The organism is Chenggangzhangella methanolivorans (genome assembly GCF_019797865.1).
GTDB classification, from domain to species: Bacteria; Pseudomonadota; Alphaproteobacteria; order Rhizobiales; family Methylopilaceae; genus Methylopila; species Methylopila methanolivorans.
This window is the reverse complement of sequence record NZ_CP081869.1, coordinates 3,536,322-3,559,840: the sequence shown is the minus strand read 5'-3', so window position 1 is coordinate 3,559,840 and position 23,519 is coordinate 3,536,322. Positions and strand designations below refer to the sequence as shown.

Sequence of the window (23,519 nt, the reverse complement as noted above, 5' to 3'; positions counted from 1 at the left end):
TCGGACCGGAAGGCTAGCGGCGGCGCCCTCGGGGTCAAGGAGCCGAGGCGCCGATCACGCGTCCGTATGCGCCCGGCGGTGCCCGAGCGCGCGCCGCCGCGCTAGACTGGCGCCATGATCACTCGTCTCGCCGTCTCCGGCTATCGCTCCCTCAGAGATCTCCGTCTCGTCCTGTCGCGGCTCAATGTCGTGACAGGCGCGAACGGCTCCGGAAAATCGAGCCTTTACCGCTCGCTGCGGCTCCTCGCCGACGTCGCGCAGGCCGCGTGATCCAGTCGCTCGCGGGCGAAGGCGGCGTGCAGTCGACGCTCTGGGCAGGGCCGAAGACGATCGCGGCGTCGGTCCGGCGCGGCGAACACGAGGTCGAGGGCCTAGCGCCGAAGGGCCCGGTCGGGCTGAAGCTCGGCTTTGCGGGCGAGGACTATGGATACGCGATCGATCTCGGCTTTCCGCCGCCGATACCGCCAAGCATGTTCAGTCTCGATCCGCAGATCAAAGCTGAGGCGCTGTGGACCGGCGAATGTCTCGGCCGTTCCAACCTGTTCGCCGAGCGCCGCGGACCGGGGCGTGCGCATCCGCGGCGAGGACGGCGCGTGGCGGCAGGCCTCCACGCAGCTCGCGACCTTCGACAGCATGATGACGCACTGCGCCGACCCGCGCGACGGCGTCGAGCTTCTGACGCTGCGCGAGCACATGCGCGATTGGCGCTTCTACGATCTGCTGCGCACCGACCGCGACGCGCCCGCCCGACGGCCGCAGATCGGCACCTACACGCCCGTGCTCGACGGAGACGGCGCGAACCTTGCGGCCGCGCTGCAGACCGTTCGCGAGATCGGCGACGCCGAGGGCCTGCGAGTCGCGATCGACGACGCGTTTCCGGGGGCGTCCGTCGAGGTCGTCTCGAATGACGGCTGGTTCGAGGTCGAGATGCGCCAGCACGGCCTGTTGCGCCCCTTGCGCACCGCCGAGCTCTCGGACGGCACGCTGCGCTATCTGCTGCTCGTCGCCGCGCTGACCTCGCCGCGGCCGCCCGCGCTCATGGTGCTGAACGAGCCCGAGACCAGCCTCCACCCCGACCTTCTCGGTCCGCTCGGCAGGCTCATCGCGCTGGCGTCCGAGCGGTCGCAGGTCGTGGTGGTGTCGCACGCCATGCCGCTGGTCGAGGCGCTCGCCGACGCCGGCGCGCGGCGGATCGAGCTCGAAAAGTCCTTCGGAGAGACGGCTCTGGCGAGCGACGACGACCGTCCGCGCTGGGACTGGCCGAAACGGTGAGCGCAATCGCATTCGACAAACGCCGCCGTCATGCCCGGCGGCGGCCAGGCATCCACGACTTTCTGAGATCGCAGAACTCTACGCCGAAGTCGTGGATGCCCGCGCGAAGGCGCAGGCATGACGACCGCGCCTCTCATCCGCGTGAGTCGTCGTTTGTGACGCGCCCCGCTACATAAGGGCGCCATGGCTCTCGACGTCGTCGATCTCCGCGAGTTCTACGCCCGCCCGCTCGGCGAGATCGCGCGGCGCGTGCTGCGCGCCAAACTCCGCGCCCGCTGGCCGGACCTGCGCGGTCAGCGCGTGCTCGGGATCGGCTACGCCGCGCCCTATCTCGGCGTCTTTCGGGACGACGCGGAGCGGCTGCTCGCCTTCTGCCCGGCCCAGACCGGCGTCGCGGCCTGGCCCGAGGGCCGCCCGAACGCCGCGGCGCTCGTCGACGACGGCATGTGGCCGCTGCCGGACGCCGCCGCCGACCGGATCGTGGCCGCGCACGCGCTCGAGACGTCCGAAAGCGCCGTCGAGGTGCTGCGGGAGGCCTGGCGCTGCCTTGCGCCCGGCGGCCGGCTGATCGTGATCGCGCCGAACCGCCGCGGCGCCTGGGCGCAATCGGACGCGACCCCTTTCGGCCATGGACGTCCGTTCAGCCGCAGCCAGCTCAACGAGTTGCTTCGCGAGGCGCTGTTTGCGCCGGAGGGCTGGGGCGAGGCGCTGTTCATGCCGCCGCTCGAGGGCCGGCTCGCCTTGCGCTCGGCGCTCGCTTTCGAGCGGATCGGCGCCCGACTCTGGGGCCCGTTCGCGGGCGTCCATGTGGTCGAGGCCTCGAAGCAGGCGATGCGCGCCATCCCGGCGCGCCCGTCCCGCAAGGCGCGCGTCGCGCCGGCGCTGAGGCCGGCCCCCGTCGGCGCGCCCGCGCCCCAGATCTGACGGCGGCGAAGCGGCCCTTCAGTGGCCGCCGCCGGATTTTCCGAAGGCGGCCTTCTGGTCGGGCGTCGCCTCGCTCTGGTGCTTCGCCTTCCACTCGTCATAGGGCATGCCGTAGACGGCCTCGCGCGCCTGCTCCTTGCTCACGGACAAGCCCTGCGCGTCGGCTGCGTCCTTCAGCCAGTTCGACAGGCAGTTCCGGCAGAAGCCCGCGAGGTTCATGAGGTCGATGTTCTGCACGTCGGTGCGTCCGCGCAGATGCTCGACGAGCCGGCGGAACGCCGCGGCCTCGAGTTCGGTCGTGGTCTTGGCGTCGACGCCCGGAAGCTCGGTCATCTAGCGTCTCCTTGTTCCTGCGCGGGTTCCGTAATGGACGATGCGGCGCGTCTCGGACAGGTCGAGCAGCGGCGGAACGAGGCGCGCGAAGCGCTCGGCCCATTCGGCCTGCCCCTCCTCGCCGCCCACGAGATCCTGCCGGATCTCGACCAGCACGTGCGGAAAGCCGCGATTGGTGCCGTGGCGGTTCATGCCGTCGCCGATGAGGGCGCCGTCGTAAGGCTCGTTGTCCCCGACCACGATCCCGTCCTCGGCCGCGAGCGCGGCGAGCAGCGGCTTGGCCACGCGGTCGTCGAGGTCCCAAAGCAGGCCGACATGCCAGGGCCGCGGCACGCTCTTCCAGGCTGGCGTGAATGAGTGCATCGCCAGGATCAGAGGCGTCTCCCCGGCGTCGACGATCGCGTCGAGCGTCGCCGTGACGGCGCCGTGATAGGGCCGGTGGAGCCGGTTCAGGCGGCGGGTCCGCTCGTCCTCCCCGACCCTCGCATTGCCGGGGATGAGGTCGCCGTCAGAGAGCCGCATCAGCAGCGTCGGGTCGTCCTCGCCGCGGTTCGGATCGATGACGAGGCGCGAAAACGTCGACAGCACCGCATGCGCGCCGAGCAGCTCTGCGAGCCGCAGCGTCACGCCGCGCATGCCGATGTCGTAGGCGATGTGGCGCCGAAACGTCTCTTCGCCGAGACCGAGGTCGCCGAGTTCGGGCGGAACGCGGTTCGAGGCGTGGTCGCAGGTGAGCACGAGCCGCGAGCCGGCGCGGCCCTCCACGACCTCGAAGGGCGGGGCTTCGTCTTTCGTCTCGGGCGAAAATGGGTCGCAGCGCATGGGGTTGCCTGAGTAGTGATGGCCGTGGGCCTATGCCATAGGAAGGGCGGCGGCGCGACTGCGCGCGGCCGAAGACCCGCGCGTCAAGCGGGCCAGACACGGGGGATCCGCCGATGACGCCAGACGAGCGCCGTTCGCTGTTGCGCCGCGCCTTCGAGGCGGCGGTCGCGGCCGCCCATCCCTCGATCTGCATGCCGCCCCACTTCCCGGCCCCGCCGAAGGGCAAGGTGATCGTGCTTGCGGCCGGCAAGGGCGCGGGCGCCTGCGCCGAGGTCGCCGAAAAGTTCTACCGCGAGACCCACGGGCTCGGCCCGGACCGGTTGACGGGCCTTGCGGTCACGCGCCACGGCCACGCCCGGCCGACCGAGTTCGTGAAGGTCGTGGAGGCCGGCCACCCGGTGCCGGACGCCGCCGGCCTGCAAGGCGCCGCCGACACCATCGCGATCGCCAAGGAGGCGGGTCCCGACGACCTCGTGCTCGCGCTCATCACCGGCGGCGGATCGGCCAACTGGGTGTCGCCCGCCGACGGCTCGACCTCTCGGCGAAGCAAGCCACCACCAAGGCGCTGCTGCGCTCGGGCGCGCCGATCGACGCGATCAACACCGTCCGCAAGCACCTGTCGAAGATCAAGGGCGGGCGCCTCGCCGCGGCTGCGCATCCGGCCAAGCTCGTCGCGCTCGCGATCTCGGACGTGCCGCGCGACGACCCGTCGGTCATCGCTTCCGGCCCCACGGTCCCCGATCCCTCGACGCTCGCCGACGCCCGCGCGGCGTTGGAGCGCTTCAAGGTGACCCCGCATCCCGACGTCGCCGCGGCGCTGTCGAATCCGGCGAACGAGAGCCCGAAGCCCGGCGACGCCGCCTTCGACAGCGCGAGCTTCGTCGTCGTCTCGCGCCCGGCCGACGCGCTGCAGGCGGCGATCCAGACGCTCGAACAGGCGGGCGTCGAAGTCCGCGTGGTCGGGGCCGATCTCGAGGGCGAGGCCCGCGAGGTCGCCGCCGAACACGCCGCGATCGCCCGCGATCTGACAGGGCTCGCGAAGCCCGTCGCGCTGATCTCGGCCGGCGAGCTCACCGTCACGATTCGCGGCGAAGGCGGTCGCGGCGGGCCCAACCAGGAGTATGCGCTCGCGCTCGTCGGCGCGCTCGAGGGACTGGCGAACTGGGCGGCGCTCGCCGGCGACACCGACGGCGCGGACGGCGGCGGCGGCGCGCCGACCGACCCGGCCGGCGCGGTGGTCGATCCCGGCACGGCGGCGCGAGGATTTTCGGAAGGCGCGGACCACCGGGCGTTCCTCGAGAACAACGATTCGACCGGCTATTTCGAGAAGACCGGCGACCTGCTCCAGACCGGCCCGACCTGCACCAACGTCAACGACATCCGCATCGTGCTCGTTGACATCCCCGACCCGGCCTAGCGATAAGTCGTGCCGACGAGGCCCCGAGGCGGCCGCATCCGTCGGAAGAACAAACTCGAATGCTTGACTTTGTCCGCCTCGCCTTCGGGCTTGGAATCTGCCTTTCGGCGACGGCCTTCGTCACATCTCCTGCGTTCGCCGACTTTAGGCTCTGCAACAAGACCTCGAGTCGGGTTGGGGTCTCGGTGGGCTACAAGGACCACGAGACCTGGTCGACCGAAGGTTGGTGGAACGTCGGGGCCAATTCGTGCGAGACGCTGCTGCGCGGACCGCTCTCGGCGCGCTTCTACTACGTCTACGCGATCGACTACGACCGCGGCGGGGAATGGAACGGCAAGGCCTACATGTGCACCCGCGACAAGGAATTCACCATCAAGGGGATCGAGGACTGCCTGGCGCGCGGCTATGACCGGTCAGGCTTTTTCGAGATCGACACCGGCGAACAGAAGAGCTGGACAGTGCAATTGACCGAGCCGACCGGGCGCGGCCAGGGCGTGAAGCCCTCGGCCGCCGGCGCCCTCACTCCTCCGCCTGCCCCCGACCGTCGCGTCGACCTCGCGCCAGCATCCGGCGACGCGCGATGAGGCGGCTTCGCAGAACCAAGATCGTCGCGACGCTCGGACCGTCGTCGTCGACGCAGGAGATGGTCGGCAAGCTGTTCGCGGCCGGCGCGGACGTCTTCCGCATCAACATGAGCCACACGAGCCACGACCGGCTGCGCGAGCTCGTCGGAATCATCCGCTCCACGGAAAAGAGGGTCGGGCGCCCGATCGGCATCCTGGTCGACCTACAGGGCCCGAAGCTGCGTCTCGGCAAGTTCGCGGACGGCGCGGTGATGCTCGAGAAGGGCCAGACCTTCACGCTCGACTCCAATCCCGAGCCCGGCGACAAGACCCGCGTCCAGCTGCCCCATCCCGAGATCCTCGAGGCGCTGGAGCCCGGCCACAACCTGCTGCTCGACGACGGCAAGGTGCGGCTCGTGGCCGAAAGCTCGACCGCGACCGAGACCGTGACCCGCGTGGTCGTGGGCGGGCGCATGTCGGACCGCAAGGGCGTCAGCCTGCCGGACACCACCATCAAGACTTCGGCCATGACGCCGAAGGACCACGCCGACCTCGACGCGGCGCTGGAGACCGGCTGCGAGTGGATCGCGCTCTCCTTCGTGCAGCGTCCGGAGGACATCACCGAGGCCAAGGACATCATCCAGGGCCGCTGCGCGGTGATGACCAAGGTCGAGAAGCCCCAGGCCATGACGCGGCTCTCCGAGATCATCGAGCTCTCGGACGCCATCATGGTGGCGCGCGGCGACCTCGGCGTGGAGATGCCGATCGAGAAGGTGCCGGGGCTGCAGAAGCAGATGACCCGCGCCTGCCGGCGCGCCGGCAAGCCGGTGATCGTCGCGACCCAGATGCTGGAGTCGATGATAACCCAGCCGACCCCGACCCGCGCCGAGACCTCGGACGTCGCAACCGCGGTGTTCGAGGGCGCGGACGCCATCATGCTCTCGGCCGAGAGCGCCGCCGGCTCCTACCCGATCGAGGCGGTGTCGATGATGGACTCGATCGCCCGCAACGTCGAAAGCGACCCCTACTACCGCTCGATCATCGACGCCCAGCACGCGGTTCCCGAGCCCACCGGCGCCGACGCGATCTCGGCGGCCGCCCGCCAGATCGCCGAGACGCTCGATCTTTCGGTCATCATGTGCTGGACGGCGGGCGGCACCACCGCGCGCCGCGCGGCGCGCGAGCGGCCCAAGACCCCGATCATCGCGCTGACGCCGAACCTCGACACCAGCCGGCGCCTGACGCTGACCTGGGGCATCCACTCGCTGCTGACGAGCGACGCCTACGACCTTGACGACATGGTGGACCGCGCCTGCGACTTCGCCCGCGCGGAAGGCTTCGCCAACAGCGGCGACCGGGTGATCGTCTCGGCGGGCGTGCCGCTCAGGACGCCGGGCGCCACCAACATGCTGCGCATCGCCTACATCTCGGCCGACGGCAAGGGCGCGGACAACGAGCGTCGCTGAGGCGTTTATCGTTCCGGATCGAAATGAAAACGCCGCCCTCGGGGCGGCGTTTTTCGTTCGGCGCGCCGCCCTTGTCCCGGACTTGATCCGGGACCCAGACCCGATGCGCTTTCAACACGAAACAGGACGGCCGCAGCTTTTCTTGAGAGCCGTCTCGGCTCTGGGTCCCGGCTCAAGGCCGGGACAAGAGGGCGACGCGTCTCGATCGCCCCTCCGGGCAGCGCTCACCCGCGCCTCAGCGCGCCCTGCATCACGCGGCGGGCGACCCCCTGCGGCGCGAGGCCGAGAAGGCGGTCGCACTGGGCGGCCGGCTGAGGCTCGCCGAAGGCGAAGCCCTGACCGTAGGTCGCCCCGAGATGGTAGAACTCGACGGCGTCGGAGTCCGTGTCGACGCCGTCGGCCGCGACCTCGATGCCGAGCTCCTGCGACAGGCGCACGATCGCGCGGATCATCGGCGAGCGGTCGCCGCCGGCCTGCGGGCGCATCAGCGACCGGTCGATCTTCAGGACGTCGAAGGGCAGCCGCTCGAGCAGCGGGAGGTTCGAGAAGCCGGCGCCGAATTCGTCGAGCGCGAGACCCGCGCCGACGTCGCGCAGACGCTCGAGGATGTGGGCCGAATGCTCGGGGCTATCGAGCACGAGGCTCTCGGCCAGCCCGATCTTGAGGGAGCCTGGCGCGAGGCTGTGGCGCGAGAGCGCCTGCGCGACGTCGTGGACGAGCTCCTGCCGCAGGAACTGCGCGCCCGAGGCCGCGACCGTCATGAACAGCGGCGGCTCGCCGGGCACCTGATCCTGCCAGACGCCGAGCTGGCGCGCCGCCTCCTCGAGGGCGAACAGGCCGAAATCGACGATGAGGCCGGTCTCCTCGGCGATGGCGAGAAACTCCTGCGGCGGCCTGCGGCCGTAGCGCGGATGCTCCCAGCGCAGCGCCGCCTCGAAGCCGGCGATCGAGCGGTCGTCGAGACGCACGACCGGCCGGTAGTGGACCCTCAGCTCGTCGCGTTCGAGCGCGCGCGCGAGCTCGCCCGACACCAGAAGGCGGTCCGTGGTCGCCGCGCGCATGTTCGGGCGGAAGGTCTCGACATGATCTCCGCCGAAGCGCTTGGCATGGTACATCGCGACTTCGGCGTTCTTCAGGACGCCCTCGGCCTCCTGGGCGCTGTCGCCCGGCGCGAGGCCGATGGAGGCGGTGAGCCGCAGTTCGCGTCCGCCGAACGAGATCGGCGCGCCGATCGCCCGCTTCAGGGCTTCGGCGAAGGCGCCGGCGCTCTCGGCGTCGCGGGCCGAGACGAGCAGCAGACCGAACTGGTCGCCGCCAAGCCGCGCCAGCGTGTCCTGCGGGCGCATCAGCCGGGTCAGGCGGCGCGCGACCGTGATGAGGATCGTGTCGCCGGTGCCGACGCCGACCGCGTCGTTGAGCTTCTTGTAGCGATCGATGTCGAGCACCATCACGGACGGTCGGGCGCCCGCCTCGCCCTCGACGAAGGCGAGCGCGGCCTCGATGCGGTCGAGGAACAGGCGGCGGTTCGGCAGGCCCGTGAGATTGTCCTCAACGGCGTTCTGAAGCAGGCGCTCCTCGGTCGTCTTGGAGGCGTTGACGTCGAGCAGCGTGCCGACGCAGCGCACCACCTCGCCGTCGGCCCCGACCACGGGGCGCGCGCGCAGCATGTACCAGAGATGGTGCCCGTCGGCGCCGCGCAGGCGGAACGTCTCGACCAGGCGGCCCCGGCGCTCGTCGACGAGCGCGTCGAGCGCGGCGCGGAAACGGTCGCGATCGGCCGGGTGCACGATTTCGGCCCAGTCCGCGGCCGGGCCCTGAAGGGCGCCGCGACGGAGGCCGAGCGCCGCCTCGAGCTCGGGCGCGGCGTGGACCTGGTCGACGACCACGTCCCAGTCCCAGACGACGTCGCCCGCGCCCATCACCGCGAGCGCCCGGCGCTCGATGTCGGAGGCGCCGCCCTGGTCCACCACGCCGCCCGCGAAGGCGTGCTGCATCACCGTGAAGCCGATGAGCAGCGTCAGAAGCACGAGCCCGCCGAAGAGCGCGGGGGCGACGAGCTCGTTCGCCAGCGGCCCGCTGACGGCCGCGCCTGCGGCGCACACCCAGACCAGCAGCAGCAGCCAGGTGGGCGCGAGCGTCACCGCGCGGTCGTAGCCCTGAAGCGCGAGCCAGACCACGACGCCGAAGCCCACCGCCGCGATCGCGGCCAGCGACAGGCGCGCGAGGCCCGCGGCGATCGACGGGTCGTAGGCCGAGAGCCCGATCGTGACGAACAGGAAGACGAGCCAGACGCCGACCACGTGGCTGTAGCGGACGTGCCAGCGGCCGAGATTGAGATAGGCGAACAGGAACACGAGCAGCGTCGCGGCGAAGCCCGCCTCGCCGCCCGCCCTCAGGATCCGGTCGGCCGCGGGATCGAGATCGAGAATGTTGCGCCAGAAGGCGAAGTCGACGCCGAGATAGAACAGCACCGACCAGGCGAGCGCGGCGGCCGCCGGGAACATCATCGAGCCCTTCACCACGAAGAGGATGGTGAGGATCAGCGCCAGCAGGCCCGCGATCCCGAGCATGATGCCGCGGAACAGGGTGAAGGAGTTCACCTTGTCCTTGTAGGCGTCGGGCTCCCAGAGGGTGAGTTGCAGAAGCGTCGGCGAGGCGAGCTCGGCCACGTAGGTGACGGTCGCGCCCGGATCGAGCGTCAACCGAAACACGTCGGCGTCGTCGGCGCCCTGCCGCTCGGGCTTGAGGCCCTGGCTCGCCGTCAGCGCCCGGATGCGCTCCGAGCCGAGGTCGGGCCACACCGCGCCCGAGCCCGAAAACCGGAAATATGGCGAGACCAGCAGGCGATCGATCTGCTCGTCGCCCTCGTTCTTCAACGAGAACACCACCCACTGGCGGCCGTCGCCGGGGGTCTCGGCGCGCACCTCGATGCGCCGCACGATGCCGTCCGGCCCCGGCTGGGTCGCAACCTGGATGCGGTCGGCCTGTCCCACAGGACGTTCGATCGCGGGGTGAGGTCGACGGCCTCGTCGTCGGGCTGGACGGAGAGCGGTGGGGCGGCGCCTGCGGATCCTGCGAAGCCGAGCGCCGCGACCAGCAGCGCGATCGCGAGAAGGGGCAGGCGGAGGATACGCAAGCCTCGGCACTCCTGGTAAGTTTCGCCCGGAACGCAGGGCGACGCAGCGTCGGCACGTTAGCTCACGCCGTCGCTGCGCAGAAGCGCATAGAGCAGGTGATCCTGCCAGCGTCCGTCGATGCACAGATATTCGCGCGCATAGCCTTCGCGCTTGAACCCCGACTTTTCGAGCAGGCGGATCGAGGCCTGGTTGTGCGGCAGGCAGGCGGCCTCGACCCGGCGCAGCTTCAGCGTCTGGAATACGAAGGGCGCGAGCGCCTTGACGGCGGCGCTCATATGGCCGCGCCCCGCATGGCCCGCGCCCATCCAGTAGCCGAGCGAGCAGGTCTGCGACACGCCGCGGCGGATCTGGCTGACCGTCACCCCGCCGACCAGCGCGCCATCGGCGCGGAACACGAAAAACGGATAGGCCTGGTCGCTCTCGAGTTCCCGGACATAGCGCTTCAGCCGCTTGCGGAAGGCCAGGCGCGAGACGTCGTCGGCCGGCCAGGTCGGCTCCCATGGCTGTAGAAAGGCGCGGCTCTCCTCGCGAAGCTGGCTCCAGGCCGGATAGTCGGCCATCTGGGGCGTGCGCAGCTTCACGCCGTCGCCGGTCAGCGTCGGGACGGTCTCGGCTGCGGCGAGAGAGCGGAAAAAACGCCATCCCGGTCCCGCCTCAGGCCGCGGAGGCGCGGCGGCCGAGCCGCTCGGCGAGGCGTTCGGGAGGCGTGAGGCGCCGGATCGGGCCGACGGCCGCAAGCGTCGGGGCCGAGGTCATCAGCGCGCGGCCGCTTTCGCGCACGGCCGCGACCGTGACCGCCTCGATCTTCTGGACCGTCTCGGCGACGTCGAGCGGGCGGCCGAAGGCGAGCTGGTGGCGGGCGTGATGATCGGCGCGCGAGGCCGGCTGCTCGAGCGACATCAGCAGCCCGGCCTTCATTTGCGCCTTGGCGCGCTCGACCTCGCGCTCGTCGGCGGTCTCGGCCGCCTGCAGCAGCACGTCGATCATGACGGGCAGGATGTCGGCTGCGTCCTCCGGGCCGAGCGCCGCATAGGCCCCAAAGAGGCCTGAGTCGGCGTAGGACCAGTGGAACGCATTGACCGAATAGGCGAGCCCGCGCTCCTCGCGCACCTCCTGGAACAGGCGCGAGGACATGCCGCCGCCTGCGAGATTGGCGAAGACCTGCGCGGCATAGACGTCCTCGGCGTCGAAGGCCCGGCCCTCGAACGCGATCGTGACGTGGAGCTGCTCGTAGTCGCGCTTCGCGCGGCGGTCGCCGCCGACGTAAGCCGCGAGCGCGGGCTTCGGGGCCTCGCCCGCTGGAAGTCCGGCGAAGCGCTTCTCGGCTTCGGCCACCACCGCCTCGTGGTCGACCGCGCCTGCGGCCGTCACCACCGTGTCCTTGGCGCGGTAGCAGCGATCGCGGAAGCCGCTGAGCAGGTCTCGGTCGAGCCCGCGCACTGATTTCGGCGTGCCGAGGATCGACCGGCCGAGCGTCTGGTTCGGGAATGCGGTCTCTTGCAGCCAGTCGAAGACGAGGTCGTCGGGCGTGTCCTCCACCCCGCCGATCTCCTGCACCACGACGTTCTGCTCGCGCTTGATCTCGGTCGGATCGAACGACGGCTCGATCACGATGTCGGCCAGCATGTCGAGCGCGAGGCCGACGTCGGCGGCGAGCACACGGGCCGAGTAGCCGGTCTGCTCGACGCCCGTCGCTGCGTTGAGGTCGCCGCCGACCTGCTCGATCTCCTCGGCGATCTGGCGCGCGGAGCGGCGGGCCGTGCCCTTGAACGCCATGTGCTCGAGGAAATGCGCGAGACCGTGCTCTTTTTCGGTCTCCGAGCGCGCCCCCGCCCCGAAGGTGACGCCGACAGCCGCGGTGCCGAGCTCCGGCATCGCGTCGGTGATCACCGCGACGCCCGAGGGCAGCACGGTGAGACGCGGGCTCACGCTGCGGCCTCGCGGGCGACGCGGGCGCGCTTTTCGACGAAGGCTTCGAGCTCGTCGAGATCGTTCGGCAACTGGTTGACGCGTTCCGGCGCGTCCATGAGCTCGGACAAATGGACGGGCAGGTCCGGACGAACGCCCGAGGCGGCCTCGACGGCGTCCGGGAACTTGGCGGGATGGGCGGTGGCGAGCACGACGGTCGGCGTCGCAGGATCGAGCCCGGCGCGCTCGGCGACCGAGACGCCGACCGCGGTGTGCGGGTCGAGCAGATAGTCGGTCTCGCGCTTCACCCGGCCGATGACCTCGGCGACCGCGGCCTCGTCGGCGCGGCCGGCGTCGAACTCGGCGCGGATGTTCGCAAGCGTCGTCTCATCGAGCGTGAAGGAGCCGGACTGCGACAGCGAGGCCATGGCGCGGCGGACCGCGGAGGCGTCGCGGCCGCCGGCGTCGAACAGCAGGCGCTCGAAGTTCGACGAGACCTGGATGTCCATCGAGGGCGAGCTGGTGGGCTCGACGCCCTTCACCTCGTAGCGCCCGGTCTCCAGCGTGCGCGCCAGGATGTCGTTGACGTTGGTGGCGATGACGAGCCGGCCGATCGGAAGCCCCATGCGCTTGGCCACGTAGCCCGCGAAGATGTCGCCGAAATTGCCCGTCGGCACCACGAAGTCGACCTTGCGCGCCGGGCTTCCGAGCGCGACCGCTGCGGTGAAATAGTAGACCACCTGCGCCAGCACGCGCGCCCAGTTGATCGAGTTCACCCCGCCAAGCGCCATCCGGTCGCGGAAGGCGTGGTGGTTGAACGCGGCCTTCACCAGCGCCTGGCAGTCGTCGAACGAGCCGTCGACCGCGATGGCGTGGACGTTGTCGTCGGGCGCAGTCGTCATCTGCCGGCGCTGGACGTCCGACACCTTGCCGTGCGGCATCAGAATGAAGACGTCGGCGCGCTCGCGCCCACGGAAGGCCTCGATCGCCGCGCCGCCGGTGTCGCCCGACGTCGCGCCGACGATCGTGGTGCGAAGGCCCCGCTCGGCCAGCACGTGGTCCATCAGCCGCGCGAGCAGCTGCATGGCGACGTCTTTGAACGCGATGGTGGGCCCGTGGAACAGCTCGAGCACGAAGCGGTTGTCGCCGATCTGCACCAGCGGCGCGACGGCCGGATGCCGGAAAGCCGCGTAGGCCTCGCGGATCATGGCGCGCAGCTTCTCGGGCGCGACGGCGTCGCCGACGTAAGGCGCGATGACGGCTTCCGCCACTTCGGCGTAGGGGCGGCCTGCGAAGCCCGCGATGGTCTCAGGAGAGAGCGTCGGCCAGGTCGGGAACATAGAGCCCGCCGTCGCGGGCGAGGCCCGCGAGCATCGCGTCGGCGAAGCCGAGCGCAGGCGCTTCGCGCGGGGTCGAGACATAGGCGAGTGACATCGGAGGCGGAGACTTTCATGCACGCGTCGGGGGCCCGCCAAACTAGGCGCGCGGGGCCTCGCTCGCAAGCGAGGGGGCCTCGCCCATTCTTCCCCCGATTGGCGGACGCGAGCTGCGGGCTTCGAGACGCTTGGCTCTCGCCAAGCTCCTCAGCATGAGAAAGCGGGGGAGGTTCCGAGAACCGAGACCGTCCTCATGCCGAGGGGGCGTTCGTAGAACGCCGCCTCGAAGCGCACAGCCGCTCCCATGGCTGCGGGCGGAAATCGCGCCACATATCCCCCATGCGCAGCCGGACCGACGCCTGATGGCCATGGACGAACGCTTCCGCTTCGGGATCGAGGAGGAATACTTCCTCGCGGACGCCAAGACCTGCGAGAGCCCCAAGGGCGAGACCGCCGACGCCTTCCACGAGGCGGCCAAGGAGATCGTCGAGCCGCTCTCCCACGAGTTCCTGAAGGGTCAGGCCGAGGTCCAGACCGAGCCGCAGCTTTCCTTCGACCGCGCCTGCGACGATCTGGAGCGCATGCGACGCGACCTGTCGCGGGTCGCGAGCGAGCACGGGCTGATCCTGTTCGCGGCCGGAACCCATCCGCTCGCCCGCCAGCGAGATCAGGAGGCGAACCCGGATCCGCGCTACGACCGGCTGGTGGCCGAGCTCGGCGTCATCGCCAAGCGCGCGATGATCTGCGCCATGCACATCCATTGCGAGGCGCCCGAACCCGCGCGCCGGCTCGACGTCATGAACCGGCTGCTTCCCTTCCTGCCGCTGTTCTACGCGCTCTCGGTCTCCTCGCCGTTCTGGCAGGGCCGCGAGGCGGGGCTGAAGGGCATCCGGCTCTCGACCTTCGCCGAATGGCCGCGCATGGGGCTGCCCGAGATCTTCGAGAGCGACGCCGAGTATCGCCGCTTCGTCGACCTGCTGGTGGCGGCCGACGTGGTGACCGACGCGAGCTTCATCTGGTGGCACATCCGCCCCTCGACGCGGTTTCCGACCGTCGAGCTCAGGATCTGCGACAGCTGCACGCGGGTCGACGACGCGGTGGCGATCGCGGCTCTCTACCAGGCGCTCTCGCGCTGCGCGACGCGGCGCCCGGAGCTCAATCGCGGCGTCGGCGCGGTGGAGCGCGGGGTCTGCGCGTCGAACATCTGGCAAATCCAGCAGCATGGCGGCGAAGCGCGGCTGATCGACGTCGCGCGCGGGCAGGCCACGACCGTGTCGGCCCTGCTCGAAGAGGCGCTGAAGCTCGTGGAGGACGACGCGCGCGAGCTCGGCTCGCTCGACTGGGTTTTGCGCACGCGCGACGTGCTGGCGCGCGGCTCGAGCGCCGACCGCCAGCTCGCTACGTTTCGCGAGCGGGGTGGCGGAAGGCGCCGGCGAGGAGGAGGCGCTGCGCGAGGTGGTGCGGATGCTGGGGCGCGAGACGGTCGGGGGATAGCGCGACGACGCCTCACCCTCGTCCATGAACGGAAGGGGGGCCGGCCAGTGTGGCGCCCTACTCCGCTTCTCTCACCGTCCGCCAGGCGAAAGCGCCGAACACGGCTGCAAGCGTCGCCGCGAGGCCGTACCAGGTCAGCGCGTATTCCATGTGCCGGTTCGGGAACGACACCCGCGTCTCGCCGGCCTGCGGCAGCGGACCTGCGCCGGCCGTCGCCTCGGCGTCGACGGTGAAGGGCGCGACGTTGTCGAGATGGAGCCCCGCGGCGATCGCCTTCGGGTCGCGCGCGAAGAACATGTCGCGCCCGGGATCGTCGGCGGGCGTGAACATGTTGCGGTCCTCCGCCTCACGGAGCGGCCCAGACACCTCGACCTCGCCCTCGGGTCGCGCCGCGCGGCCGACCGCGCCCTCGGGCGCGAAGCCGCGATTGACGATCACCAGCCCGCCGCCGGAAAGCCGCAGCGGCGTCATGAGGAAATAGCCCGGGCCCTTCAGCGGCCCGCGCGGCTCCGAGAGGTTCACGAACACCCGCGCCTCGCGCTCGTGGTCGAACGTTCCCTTGGCGCGGACGCGCCGATAGCTCCAGGCGGCGAGATCGAGCGAGGGCCAGTCGGCCGGGGGCGGCAAGGCGACGGGCTCGGCCGCCATGCGCTCGCTGACGCGCGCCACGAGTTCGGTCTTCCACGACAGCCGCGCGAGCTGCCACGAGCCGAGCCCGACCAGCAGCGCGACCGCGATCGCGGTCGCGGCGGCCGCCTTCCAGAGCCCTGCCCGCCTCATCGGTCGAGCCGCCCCTCGGCGGCGCCGTGGGCGTGCTGGAGCGCGATCAGGACGCCCTTGATGACGCGCAGAAGCGTGAGGCAGATGACGGCGACCACGGGCAACGACACGACGAGATGGGCCCAGAACGGCGGCTCATAGGCGAATTCGAACCACAGCACGAAGCCGAGCGCCAGGAAACCGGCGATCAGCATGACGAACACCGCGGGCCCGTCGCCGGAGTCGGCGAAGCCGTAGTCGAGCCCGCAGGCCTCGCAGGCCGGCGGCAGCGCGATGTAGCCGCGGAACAGCCTTCCTTTCCCGCAGGCGGGGCGCGGCGAGCGCGCCGGACAAAGCCGCCTCGCCGGCGGTGCGGTTCGGCGCGGGCTCGTTCATGCAGGCTCCGGGCTTTCAGAAACGAGACGGGGCCGCCGGCGCTGTCGCCGACGGCCCCGCCCGAAGGGTGGGGAACTCTTCGCCTCAGTGCGCGCTCGCGCCCGCGCCCCCAGACGTAGATGGCGGCGAACAGGAACAGCCACACCACGTCGACGAAGTGCCAGTACCAGGCCGCCGCCTCGAAGCGAAGTGCTGCTTGGGCGTGAAATGGCCCTTGTAGACGCGGGCGAGGCACACGATCAGGAAGATGGTGCCGACGATGACGTGGAAGCCGTGGAAGCCGGTCGCCATGTAGAACGCCGCGCCGTAGACGTGGCCCGCGAAGCCGAACGCCGCGTGGCTGTACTCGTAAGCCTGGCAGATCGAGAACAGCACGCCGAGGATGATGGTGAGCCACAGGCCCATCTTCAGCCCCTTGCGGTCGCCATGGATCAGCGCGTGATGCGCCCAGGTGATCGTGGTGCCGGAGGTCAGCAGGATCAGCGTGTTGAGCAGCGGCAGGTGCCATGGGTCGAAGGTCTGGATGCCCTTGGGGGGCCAGACGCCGCCCGTCACCTCGGTGCGCTGGAACTGGTGCACGTCGCTCGGAAACAGCGCGACGTCGAAATAGGCCCAGAACCAGGCGACGAAGAACATCACCTCGGAGGCGATGAACAGGATCATGCCGTAGCGCAGATGGATGGCGACGACCCGCGTGTGGTCGCCGCGATGCGCCTCGTTGATGACGTCGCGCCACCAGGCGATCATCGTGTAGAGCACGCCCGCGAAGCCGACGAGCGCGATGTAGGGCATGCCGCCCTTCATCCACTGAACGGCGCCGACCGCAAGCACGAAGGCCGCGATCGAGCCGACGAAGGGCCACGGGCTCGGATCGACGAGATGGTAGTCGTGGTTCTTAGCGTGGGCGTCCGCCATCGGGGCTCCCCTTCCCTCTTGTGACTTCCGCTCTCGGCCGTTTCGGCCGTGGCGGCGCGCGCGTTTCCTGTTGTTTAGCTCTTAGGGCGTTCCGGTCCCGCCGCGGAAGCCGACTTTTGGCTCTTGGCGGGGAAGAATGTGTAGGACAGCGTGATCTCGTCGACGTCGTCGAGGTCGCGGTTCTCGGCGATCGAGGGGTCGACGAAGAAGGCGACCGGCATCTCGATCTCCTCGCCCGGCTGCAGCGTCTGCTCGGTGAAGCAGAAGCACTGGAGCTTGGAGAAGTAGGCGCCGGTCTGGTTGGGCGTGACGTTGTAGGTCGCGGTGCCGGTGATCGGCTTGTCCGAGACGTTCTTGGCCTTGTACATCGCGAGCTTGGTCTCGCCGACACTGACGCTCATCGAGATCGTCTCGGGCGAGAACTTCCAGCCGAGGCCGGGCGCGACGTTGCCGTCGAAGCGCACCGTCACTTTGCGGTCGATCGCGGCGGAAGGCGCGGCGCTCGCCACCTGAGTGGTGCCGCCATAGCCGGTCACCCGGCAGAACATGTCGTAGAGCGGCACCGCGGCGAACGACAGCCCGGTCATGCCGGCGACGATGCCGACGCAGACGAGCACGACGCGCCCGTTGCGGGCTGGCCTGGGGGACACGTCCGGCCCCGCGCTCAAAGCGGCCGGTTGGCGACGTTGCCGCCCATCTTGAACACGGTCACCAGATAGAACAGCACGACGAGCACGAACAGCGCGACGGCGATCGCGACGTTGCGGGCCTTGCGGCGGCGCAGCTGCTCCTCGGTGAGGACCAGCCCCTTGTCTTCGTCGTGCGGCTCAACCATCGCCATCACATCCAGCCCGGAACGGGGCCGGTCAGCGGCGCGATCCCGACGAGCTTCTCGGCGATCAGCACGAAGAACAGCGCGAAGAGGTGGATGAGCGAGAAGCCGAACAGGCCGCCCGCGGCCTTGCGCGCGGCGTCGCCCTCGCGGACGCGATAGACTTTCACGGCGCGGCGCAGGAACTCCAGTCCGACCACGATCGCCACGGCGAGATAAAGCGGCCCGCCGAGGCCGACGAAGGCCGGCGCGACGCCAAGCGGCGCAAGCGCGATCGAATAGAGCAGGATCTGGCGACGGGTCTCGTCAGGGCCGGCCGTGATGGTGAGCATTGGCACGCCGGCGCGGGCGTAGTCGTCCGACTTGATGAGGCAGAGCGCCCAGAAGTGCGGCGGCGTCCACATGAAGATCAGCGCGACGAGCACGGCGCTCTCGAGGCCCACGGTCCCGGTCGCGGCCGCCCAGGCGACCATCGGGGGCATGGCTCCGGCGAGGCCGCCGATGACGATGTTCTGCGGCGTCCAGCGCTTCAGCCACATCGTGTAGACGACCACGTAGAAGAAGATCGTGAAGGCGAGCAGCCCGGCGGCGAGCCAGTTGGCGGTCAGGCCGAGCATCAGCACCGAGCCGACCGAGAGCGTCATGCCGAAGGCGAGCGCTTCGCCCGGCGTCACGCGGCCCGCGGGCACCGGACGGTTGGCGGTGCGGGACATGACCGCGTCGATGTCGGCGTCCCACCACATGTTGAGCGCGCCGGACGCGCCCGCGCCGACCGCGATGCACAGCAGCGCGACGGCGGCGAGCACCGGGTGGAGCCCCGCAGGCGCGGCCACGAAGCTCGTCAGCGCCGTGATGACGACGAGCGACATCACGCGCGGCTTCAGCAGCGCCAGGAAGTCCTCGACGCCAGCGAGGCTCGGGCCCGGAAGGGCCGCGGAGGCCTGCGCGCGGTTCTCTTCGATCATCGACATGGGTTTAGGACACGCTCAGTTCGGAACTGCGGCCGGCGACCTTGAGGTCAAGGTCGCCGGAATGAACCGGCGGCCGGGAGACCCGGCCGCCGCAAGCCGCCTTACTTGATGCGCGGCAGCGTCGAGAACTGGTGGAACGGCGGGGGCGAGGACAGCGTCCACTCGAGCGTGGTCGCGCCGGGGCCCCAGGGGTTGTCGCCCGCGACCCGCTTCTTCGCGAAAGCCTCAAACACGCCGTAGAGGAAGATCAGCACCGCAAAGCCCGAGATGTAGGAGCCGAACGACGAGATCATGTTCCAGCCGGCGAACGCTTCCGGATAGTCGACGTAGCGGCGCGGCATGCCCGCAAGACCAAGGAAGTGCTGCGGGAAGAACACCATGTTGACGCCGACGAAGGTGACCCAGAAGTGCAGCTTGCCGATGGTCTCGTTGTACATGTAGCCGAACATCTTCGGGAACCAGTAATACCAGCCCGAGAAGATGGCGAACACGGCGCCCAGCGACAGCACGTAGTGGAAGTGCGCCACCACGTAATAGGTGTCCTGCAGCGAGCGGTCGATGCCGGCGTTCGACAGCACGACGCCGGTGACGCCGCCGAGCGTGAACAGGAAGATGAAGCCGATCGCCCAGATCATCGGGGTGCGGAGCTGGATCGAGCCGCCCCACATGGTCGCGATCCAGGAGAAGATCTTCACGCCGGTCGGCACCGCGATCACCATCGTGGCGAACACGAAGTAGGCCTGCGTGTTCACCGAAATGCCGGTCGTGTACATGTGGTGGGCCCACACCACGAAGCCGACGACGCCGATCGCGACCATCGCGTAGGCCATGCCGAGATAGCCGAAGATCGGCTTCTTCGAGAAGGTCGAGATCACGTGGGAGATCATGCCGAAGCCCGGCAGGATCAGGATGTAGACCTCGGGGTGGCCGAAGAACCAGAACAGGTGCTGGAACAGGATCGGGTCGCCGCCGCCCTGCGGGTCGAAGAACGTCGTCCCGAAGTTGCGGTCGGTCAGCAGCATGGTGATGGCGCCGGCGAGAACCGGCAGCGACAGCAGCAGCAGGAAGGCGGTCACGAGCACCGACCAGGCGAAGAGCGGCATCTTGTGCAGCGTCATGCCCGGGGCGCGCATGTTGAAGATCGTCGTGATGAAGTTGATCGCGCCGAGGATCGACGAGGCGCCGGCGATGTGAAGCGCGAGGATCGCGTAGTCCATCGCGGGGCCGGGCTGACCGGCCTTAGAGGAGTACGGCGGATAGATGGTCCAGCCGCCCGAGACGCCGTGCGAGCCGGGCGCGCCGGGCACGAACAGCGAGATGATCAGGAGCGCGAGCGCCGGCGGCAGCAGCCAGAACGAGATGTTGTTCATGCGCGGGAACGCCATGTCGGGCGCGCCGATCATGAGGGGCACGAACCAGTTGCCGAAGCCGCCGATCATCGCCGGCATCACCATGAAGAAGATCATGATGAGGCCGTGGGAGGTGGTGAAGGCGTTGAAGGTGTTCGGGTTGGTGAAGATCTGCATGCCCGGGCTCTGCAGCTCGAGCCGGATGCCGATCGACAGCGCGCCGCCGATGATCCCCGCGCAGATCGCGAAGATCAGGTACATCGTGCCGATGTCCTTGTGGTTCGTCGAATAGACGTAGCGCCGCCAACCCGTGGGATGGTCGTGGTGGTCGTGTCCGTGAGCTGCCGCCGTGGCCATGCCGCCCTCTCCCGATCTCTGTTCTTTTTACCCGTGGCTCAGCGCGAGGCGACCGAGGCCGGCGAAGCGTCCAAGACCTTCGCAGAATCCTTGGCCTTCTCGGCCGCGGCCTGCTTCAGCACGTCCTTGGCCTTCTCGACGTCGCCCTTCGCAGCTTCGAGCCACTTCTTGTACGTCTCCTCGCTGACCACTTGGATCGCGATCGGCATGAAGGCGTGGGCGAAGCCGCAGAGCTCCGAGCACTGACCGTAATAGACGCCCTCGCGCTCGGCCTTGAACCAGGTCTGGTTCAGGCGGCCCGGGATCGCGTCCACCTTCACGCCGAAGGAGGGAATGGTGAAGGCGTGGATTACGTCCTCGGCCGTGACGTCGACCTTGACCACCTTGTTGACCGGCACGACCGCTACGTTGTCGACCGCGAGCGTGTAGGGCTGGCCGTCCTCGATCTCGTCCTTCTGCAGCATCATCTGGGTGACCGTGACCGCGTTCGCGTCCGGATAGACGACGTCCCAGTTCCACTGGCGGCCCACGACCTTGATGGTCAGGTCGGCCGGCGGCGGCGAATACTGGGCGTAGAGCAGACGGAAGGACGGCACCGCGATCACGACGAGGATCAGCACCGGAATGACGGTCCAGGCGACCTCGAGCAGGGTGTGGTGCGTGGTCTTTGACGGGACCGGGTTCTTGTCCTCGCGGAAGCGGACGACGCAATAGACGAGCAGCGCGAGCACGAAGAGCGTGATGACCGTGATGATGATCAGCACGAAATTGTGGAACGCATGCGCCTGGTGGAACACCGGCGTCACGGCCTCCTGCAGGCCGAGCTGCCACGGCGAGGGCTGACCGTAGCCGGCGAGCGCCGGAGCGGCGGCCGCGATGGTCGCCGCGGCGGCGGCGGTCATGAGCGTCAAGCGTCCGGGTCGGAACATGCTTTCAGAGCCTCTCGTCGCTTCCCCGGGGCTCGTGAGCCGGCCCCTTCCGCCGTCCCGGCGGCGTTTTCGCCGACCGTCAGGCTGTTCTTAACCGCTTGGAGCCGGCGCGCAAAACGGTTCGCGCGGCGCACCGACCCCACCCTCGGCGAAGCCTTGAAACCATAACGGTTACAAAACCACAACTTGGCCCTTCGGCTTGATCCATGCGGCATTTGCGCGCGAAAAAACCGTTCCGCGGACGCATGATCGCCGTGATTTGTGACAGGCTCGCGCGCGCCCGCCGCCAGCGGGTCCCAAGCTTGACACGGCCTTGGGCTCTGTTACGCCCGTCGCCGTCGACCGGACCTGTCGACGGAGCAGGAGACCCCCGATCTTGCGCTCATACTCTCTCGCCGCAGCCTGTCTCGCGGCCCTTGCGACCGCTTTCGCCCCGGTCGCGGCCCTCGCGCAGGGGGCCGTGAAGTCGACCCATGGCGACTGGCAGATGCGCTGCGACACGCCTCCCGGCGCCCAAGGGGAGCAGTGCGCGATCGTCCAGAGCGTCACCGCGGACGACCGGCCGAACGTCGGGCTGACTGTCATCGTGCTGAAGACCGCCGACAAGAAGAGCCGCCTTTTGCGCGTTCTCGCGCCGCTCGGCGTGCTGCTGCCGTCCGGGCTCGGCCTGCGCATCGACCAGGCCGAAGTCGGCCGCGCGGGCTTCGTCCGCTGCCTGCCGAACGGCTGCGTGGCCGAGGTCGTGCTCGAGGACCAGCTGATCAACCAGCTGAAAACCGGCAAGCAGGCGACCTTCATCATCTTCCAGACGCCCGAGGAGGGCATCGGCGTGCCGGTGTCGCTGAACGGCTTCGGCCCGGGCTTCGACGCGCTGCCCTAGTCCGGCTGCGGCGCCCCGCAGATGCGGGCGACCGCGGCCGCGACCATGCCGAAGATCGGATGGTCGGGCATGGGCCGTCCGTCGAGCTCGATCACGGGCATGACCAGCCTGACGCTGTTGGTCGAGAAGACCGCGGAAGCGCCGGCGAGCTCATCCTGCGAAAGCGGCCGCTCGACCGCGCCGAAGTCCTCGCTCAGCACGACGCCTCGGACGATTCCCGGCAGCACGCCTTCGGAGACCGGCGGCGTCACGAGCTCGCCCTCCACCACCGCGAACAGGTTCGCCATCGCGGTCGAGGCGACGCGGCCGTCGGTGTTGAGCATCAGCGCGTCGTCGGCGCCCGCGCGCCTCGCCTCGGCGAAGGCCAGAACGCTGTCAAGATAACTGAGCGTCTTGGCCCGCGAGGCGAAGGACGTCGGATTGCGGCGGACCGACGAGGTCGCGAGCCGGACGGGCGCATAGAGCGCGTCGGCCGGATAGGGCGAGGCGGCGGCGACGACGTTGGGGCGCGGGTCGGCAGGCGGCGCAAGGCCGCGCGCGCCTCCGCCGCGCGTGACCGTGTAGCGGATCACCGCATCGGAGCGGCCGATGGCGTTGAGCAGCGCCTCGATCTCCGCCACGAAGAGCGCGCGGTCGACCGGCAGGCGGATCTCCGCCGCGGCCGTCTCGAGCCGCCGCCAATGCTGGCCGAGCGCGGCCGGCCGTCCGCCGAACACCGCGATGGTCTCGAACAGCCCGTCGCCGAGCGTCAGCCCACGGTCCCCGAGATCGAAGAGCGCTGGACCCTCGACCGGCGCGCCGTTCAGACGGAGCATGTCGCCCGCGCCTCCGCGGCCGAAAGGAAGTTCTGAAGCAGGCGATGGCCGCCTTCGGTCAGGATCGATTCGGGATGGAACTGAACCCCGAAGGTCGGGTGCTCGCGATGTTCGAGCGCCATCACCTCGCCCTCCTCCGAACGCCCCGTGACGACCAGCGGCCCGTCGTAGCCCGCGTCGAAATCGACGATCAGCGAATGGTAGCGGCCGACGGAGAGTGGATTGGGCAGGCCTTCGAAGAGGCCGGCGTCGTCATGCTCGACCCTCGAGGCTCGGCCGTGCAGAGGCCGGCGGGCCCGCATGACCTGGCCGCCGAAGGCCTCGCCGATCGCCTGATGGCCAAGGCAGATCCCGAGAATCGGGATGCGGCCCGACAGCCGCCGGATGACTTCGAGCGACACGCCGGCCTGGGCCGGCGCGCAGGGGCCGGGCGAAACCACGATGGCCTCGGGCGACATCGCCTCGATCTCCTCGACCGTCGCGGCGTCGTTGCGCACCACTTCGGTCGGTCGGCCGATCTCCTCGAAATAGCGGGCGACGTTGAAGACGAAGCTGTCGTAGTTGTCGACGACGAGGATCATCGAAGCCCCCCGGCCTGCGCGAG

General features: G+C 69.7%; 17 protein-coding genes and 6 pseudogenes. 7 read left to right on the top strand and 16 right to left on the bottom strand.

Going from position 1 to position 23,519, the window contains the following annotated elements:
• Positions 1-114 precede the first annotated feature (114 nt).
• Positions 115-1,272, top strand: a pseudogene (locus K6K41_RS18660) (AAA family ATPase).
• Between the two features lie 183 nt (positions 1,273-1,455).
• Positions 1,456-2,196, top strand: coding sequence for a class I SAM-dependent methyltransferase (locus tag K6K41_RS18655; RefSeq protein WP_261401748.1), 741 nt, complete (start codon positions 1,456-1,458; stop codon positions 2,194-2,196).
• Between the two features lie 18 nt (positions 2,197-2,214).
• On the opposite strand, the gene K6K41_RS18650 is transcribed toward K6K41_RS18655, so the two are convergent.
• A complete protein-coding gene (locus tag K6K41_RS18650; protein WP_261401747.1) occupies positions 2,215-2,529 on the bottom strand; it encodes a DUF1244 domain-containing protein in 315 nt (104 codons plus the stop codon).
• The gene (locus K6K41_RS18645) at positions 2,530-3,351 is read right to left on the bottom strand and encodes an N-formylglutamate amidohydrolase (RefSeq protein ID WP_261401746.1); all 822 of its coding nucleotides are present in this window, start codon (positions 3,349-3,351) and stop codon (positions 2,530-2,532) included.
• A 113-nt stretch (positions 3,352-3,464) separates the two neighbouring features.
• On the opposite strand from K6K41_RS18645, the pseudogene K6K41_RS18640 reads away from it, so the two are divergent.
• The 3 genes and pseudogenes from K6K41_RS18640 to pyk all read left to right on the top strand — a co-directional run bounded on the left by K6K41_RS18640 (position 3,465) and on the right by pyk (position 6,797).
• Positions 3,465-4,768 (top strand): annotated as a pseudogene (locus tag K6K41_RS18640) (glycerate kinase type-2 family protein).
• A 59-nt stretch (positions 4,769-4,827) separates the two neighbouring features.
• Positions 4,828-5,352 carry a DUF1036 domain-containing protein gene (locus K6K41_RS18635; protein WP_261401745.1) on the top strand — a complete coding sequence of 175 codons (525 nt, stop codon included), beginning with the start codon at positions 4,828-4,830 and terminating at the stop codon, positions 5,350-5,352.
• A complete protein-coding gene (pyk, locus tag K6K41_RS18630) occupies positions 5,349-6,797 on the top strand; it encodes a pyruvate kinase (RefSeq protein ID WP_261401744.1) in 1,449 nt (482 codons plus the stop codon). Before K6K41_RS18635 ends, pyk begins: the two co-directional genes overlap by 4 nt.
• Before the next feature lie 224 nt (positions 6,798-7,021).
• Here pyk and K6K41_RS18625 read toward each other — a convergent pair.
• From K6K41_RS18625 to thrC, 4 genes and pseudogenes are all read right to left on the bottom strand, one after another.
• Positions 7,022-9,933, bottom strand: a pseudogene (locus K6K41_RS18625) (EAL domain-containing protein).
• 57 nt (positions 9,934-9,990) lie between these two features.
• On the bottom strand, positions 9,991-10,515 hold the full coding sequence (locus K6K41_RS18620) for a GNAT family N-acetyltransferase (RefSeq protein ID WP_261401742.1): 525 nt from the start codon (positions 10,513-10,515) through the stop codon (positions 9,991-9,993).
• Between the two features lie 73 nt (positions 10,516-10,588).
• The gene (locus tag K6K41_RS18615; protein ID WP_261401741.1) at positions 10,589-11,863 is read right to left on the bottom strand and encodes a M16 family metallopeptidase; all 1,275 of its coding nucleotides are present in this window, start codon (positions 11,861-11,863) and stop codon (positions 10,589-10,591) included.
• Positions 11,860-13,276: pseudogene (gene thrC, locus K6K41_RS18610) on the bottom strand (threonine synthase). Before thrC ends, K6K41_RS18615 begins: the two are co-directional and overlap by 4 nt.
• Before the next feature lie 154 nt (positions 13,277-13,430).
• Between thrC and K6K41_RS18605 the strand changes: the two are divergent.
• Positions 13,431-14,579 (top strand): annotated as a pseudogene (locus K6K41_RS18605) (YbdK family carboxylate-amine ligase); the annotation flags it as partial.
• Between the two features lie 190 nt (positions 14,580-14,769).
• Here K6K41_RS18605 and K6K41_RS18600 read toward each other — a convergent pair.
• The 8 genes and pseudogenes from K6K41_RS18600 to coxB form a co-directional block, all read right to left on the bottom strand.
• A complete protein-coding gene (locus K6K41_RS18600) occupies positions 14,770-15,492 on the bottom strand; it encodes an SURF1 family protein (RefSeq protein ID WP_261401740.1) in 723 nt (240 codons plus the stop codon).
• Positions 15,489-15,761 (bottom strand): DUF983 domain-containing protein, encoded by a 273-nt coding sequence (locus tag K6K41_RS18595; RefSeq protein WP_315855233.1) that lies wholly within the window; start codon positions 15,759-15,761, stop codon positions 15,489-15,491. Before K6K41_RS18595 ends, K6K41_RS18600 begins: the two co-directional genes overlap by 4 nt.
• Before the next feature lie 200 nt (positions 15,762-15,961).
• Positions 15,962-16,782 (bottom strand): annotated as a pseudogene (locus K6K41_RS18590) (cytochrome c oxidase subunit 3); the annotation flags it as partial.
• 74 nt (positions 16,783-16,856) lie between these two features.
• Entirely contained in the window at positions 16,857-17,450 is a 594-nt protein-coding gene (locus K6K41_RS18585; RefSeq protein WP_378145187.1) for a cytochrome c oxidase assembly protein, read from the bottom strand.
• Entirely contained in the window at positions 17,447-17,617 is a 171-nt protein-coding gene (locus K6K41_RS18580) for a hypothetical protein (protein ID WP_261401738.1), read from the bottom strand. The genes K6K41_RS18585 and K6K41_RS18580 overlap by 4 nt, the downstream gene beginning before the upstream one ends.
• Positions 17,618-17,622: 5 nt before the next feature.
• Entirely contained in the window at positions 17,623-18,585 is a 963-nt protein-coding gene (locus K6K41_RS18575) for a heme o synthase (protein ID WP_378145189.1), read from the bottom strand.
• A gap of 101 nt (positions 18,586-18,686) precedes the next feature.
• The gene (gene ctaD / locus K6K41_RS18570; protein ID WP_261401737.1) at positions 18,687-20,291 is read right to left on the bottom strand and encodes a cytochrome c oxidase subunit I; all 1,605 of its coding nucleotides are present in this window, start codon (positions 20,289-20,291) and stop codon (positions 18,687-18,689) included.
• 38 nt (positions 20,292-20,329) lie between these two features.
• Entirely contained in the window at positions 20,330-21,193 is an 864-nt protein-coding gene (coxB, locus tag K6K41_RS18565) for a cytochrome c oxidase subunit II (protein ID WP_261401736.1), read from the bottom strand.
• A gap of 403 nt (positions 21,194-21,596) precedes the next feature.
• Here coxB and K6K41_RS18560 point away from each other — a divergent pair, with 403 nt between their 5' ends.
• On the top strand, positions 21,597-22,100 hold the full coding sequence (locus K6K41_RS18560) for an invasion associated locus B family protein (protein ID WP_315855060.1): 504 nt from the start codon (positions 21,597-21,599) through the stop codon (positions 22,098-22,100).
• Here K6K41_RS18560 and K6K41_RS18555 read toward each other — a convergent pair.
• Both K6K41_RS18555 and K6K41_RS18550 read right to left on the bottom strand, forming a co-directional pair.
• Entirely contained in the window at positions 22,097-22,915 is an 819-nt protein-coding gene (locus K6K41_RS18555) for an aminotransferase class IV (protein WP_261401735.1), read from the bottom strand. The genes K6K41_RS18560 and K6K41_RS18555 overlap by 4 nt on opposite strands.
• Positions 22,903-23,496, bottom strand: a complete 594-nt coding sequence (locus K6K41_RS18550) for an anthranilate synthase component II (protein WP_261401734.1) — start codon at positions 23,494-23,496, stop codon at positions 22,903-22,905. The genes K6K41_RS18555 and K6K41_RS18550 overlap by 13 nt, the downstream gene beginning before the upstream one ends.
• Positions 23,497-23,519: the final 23 nt, after the last annotated feature.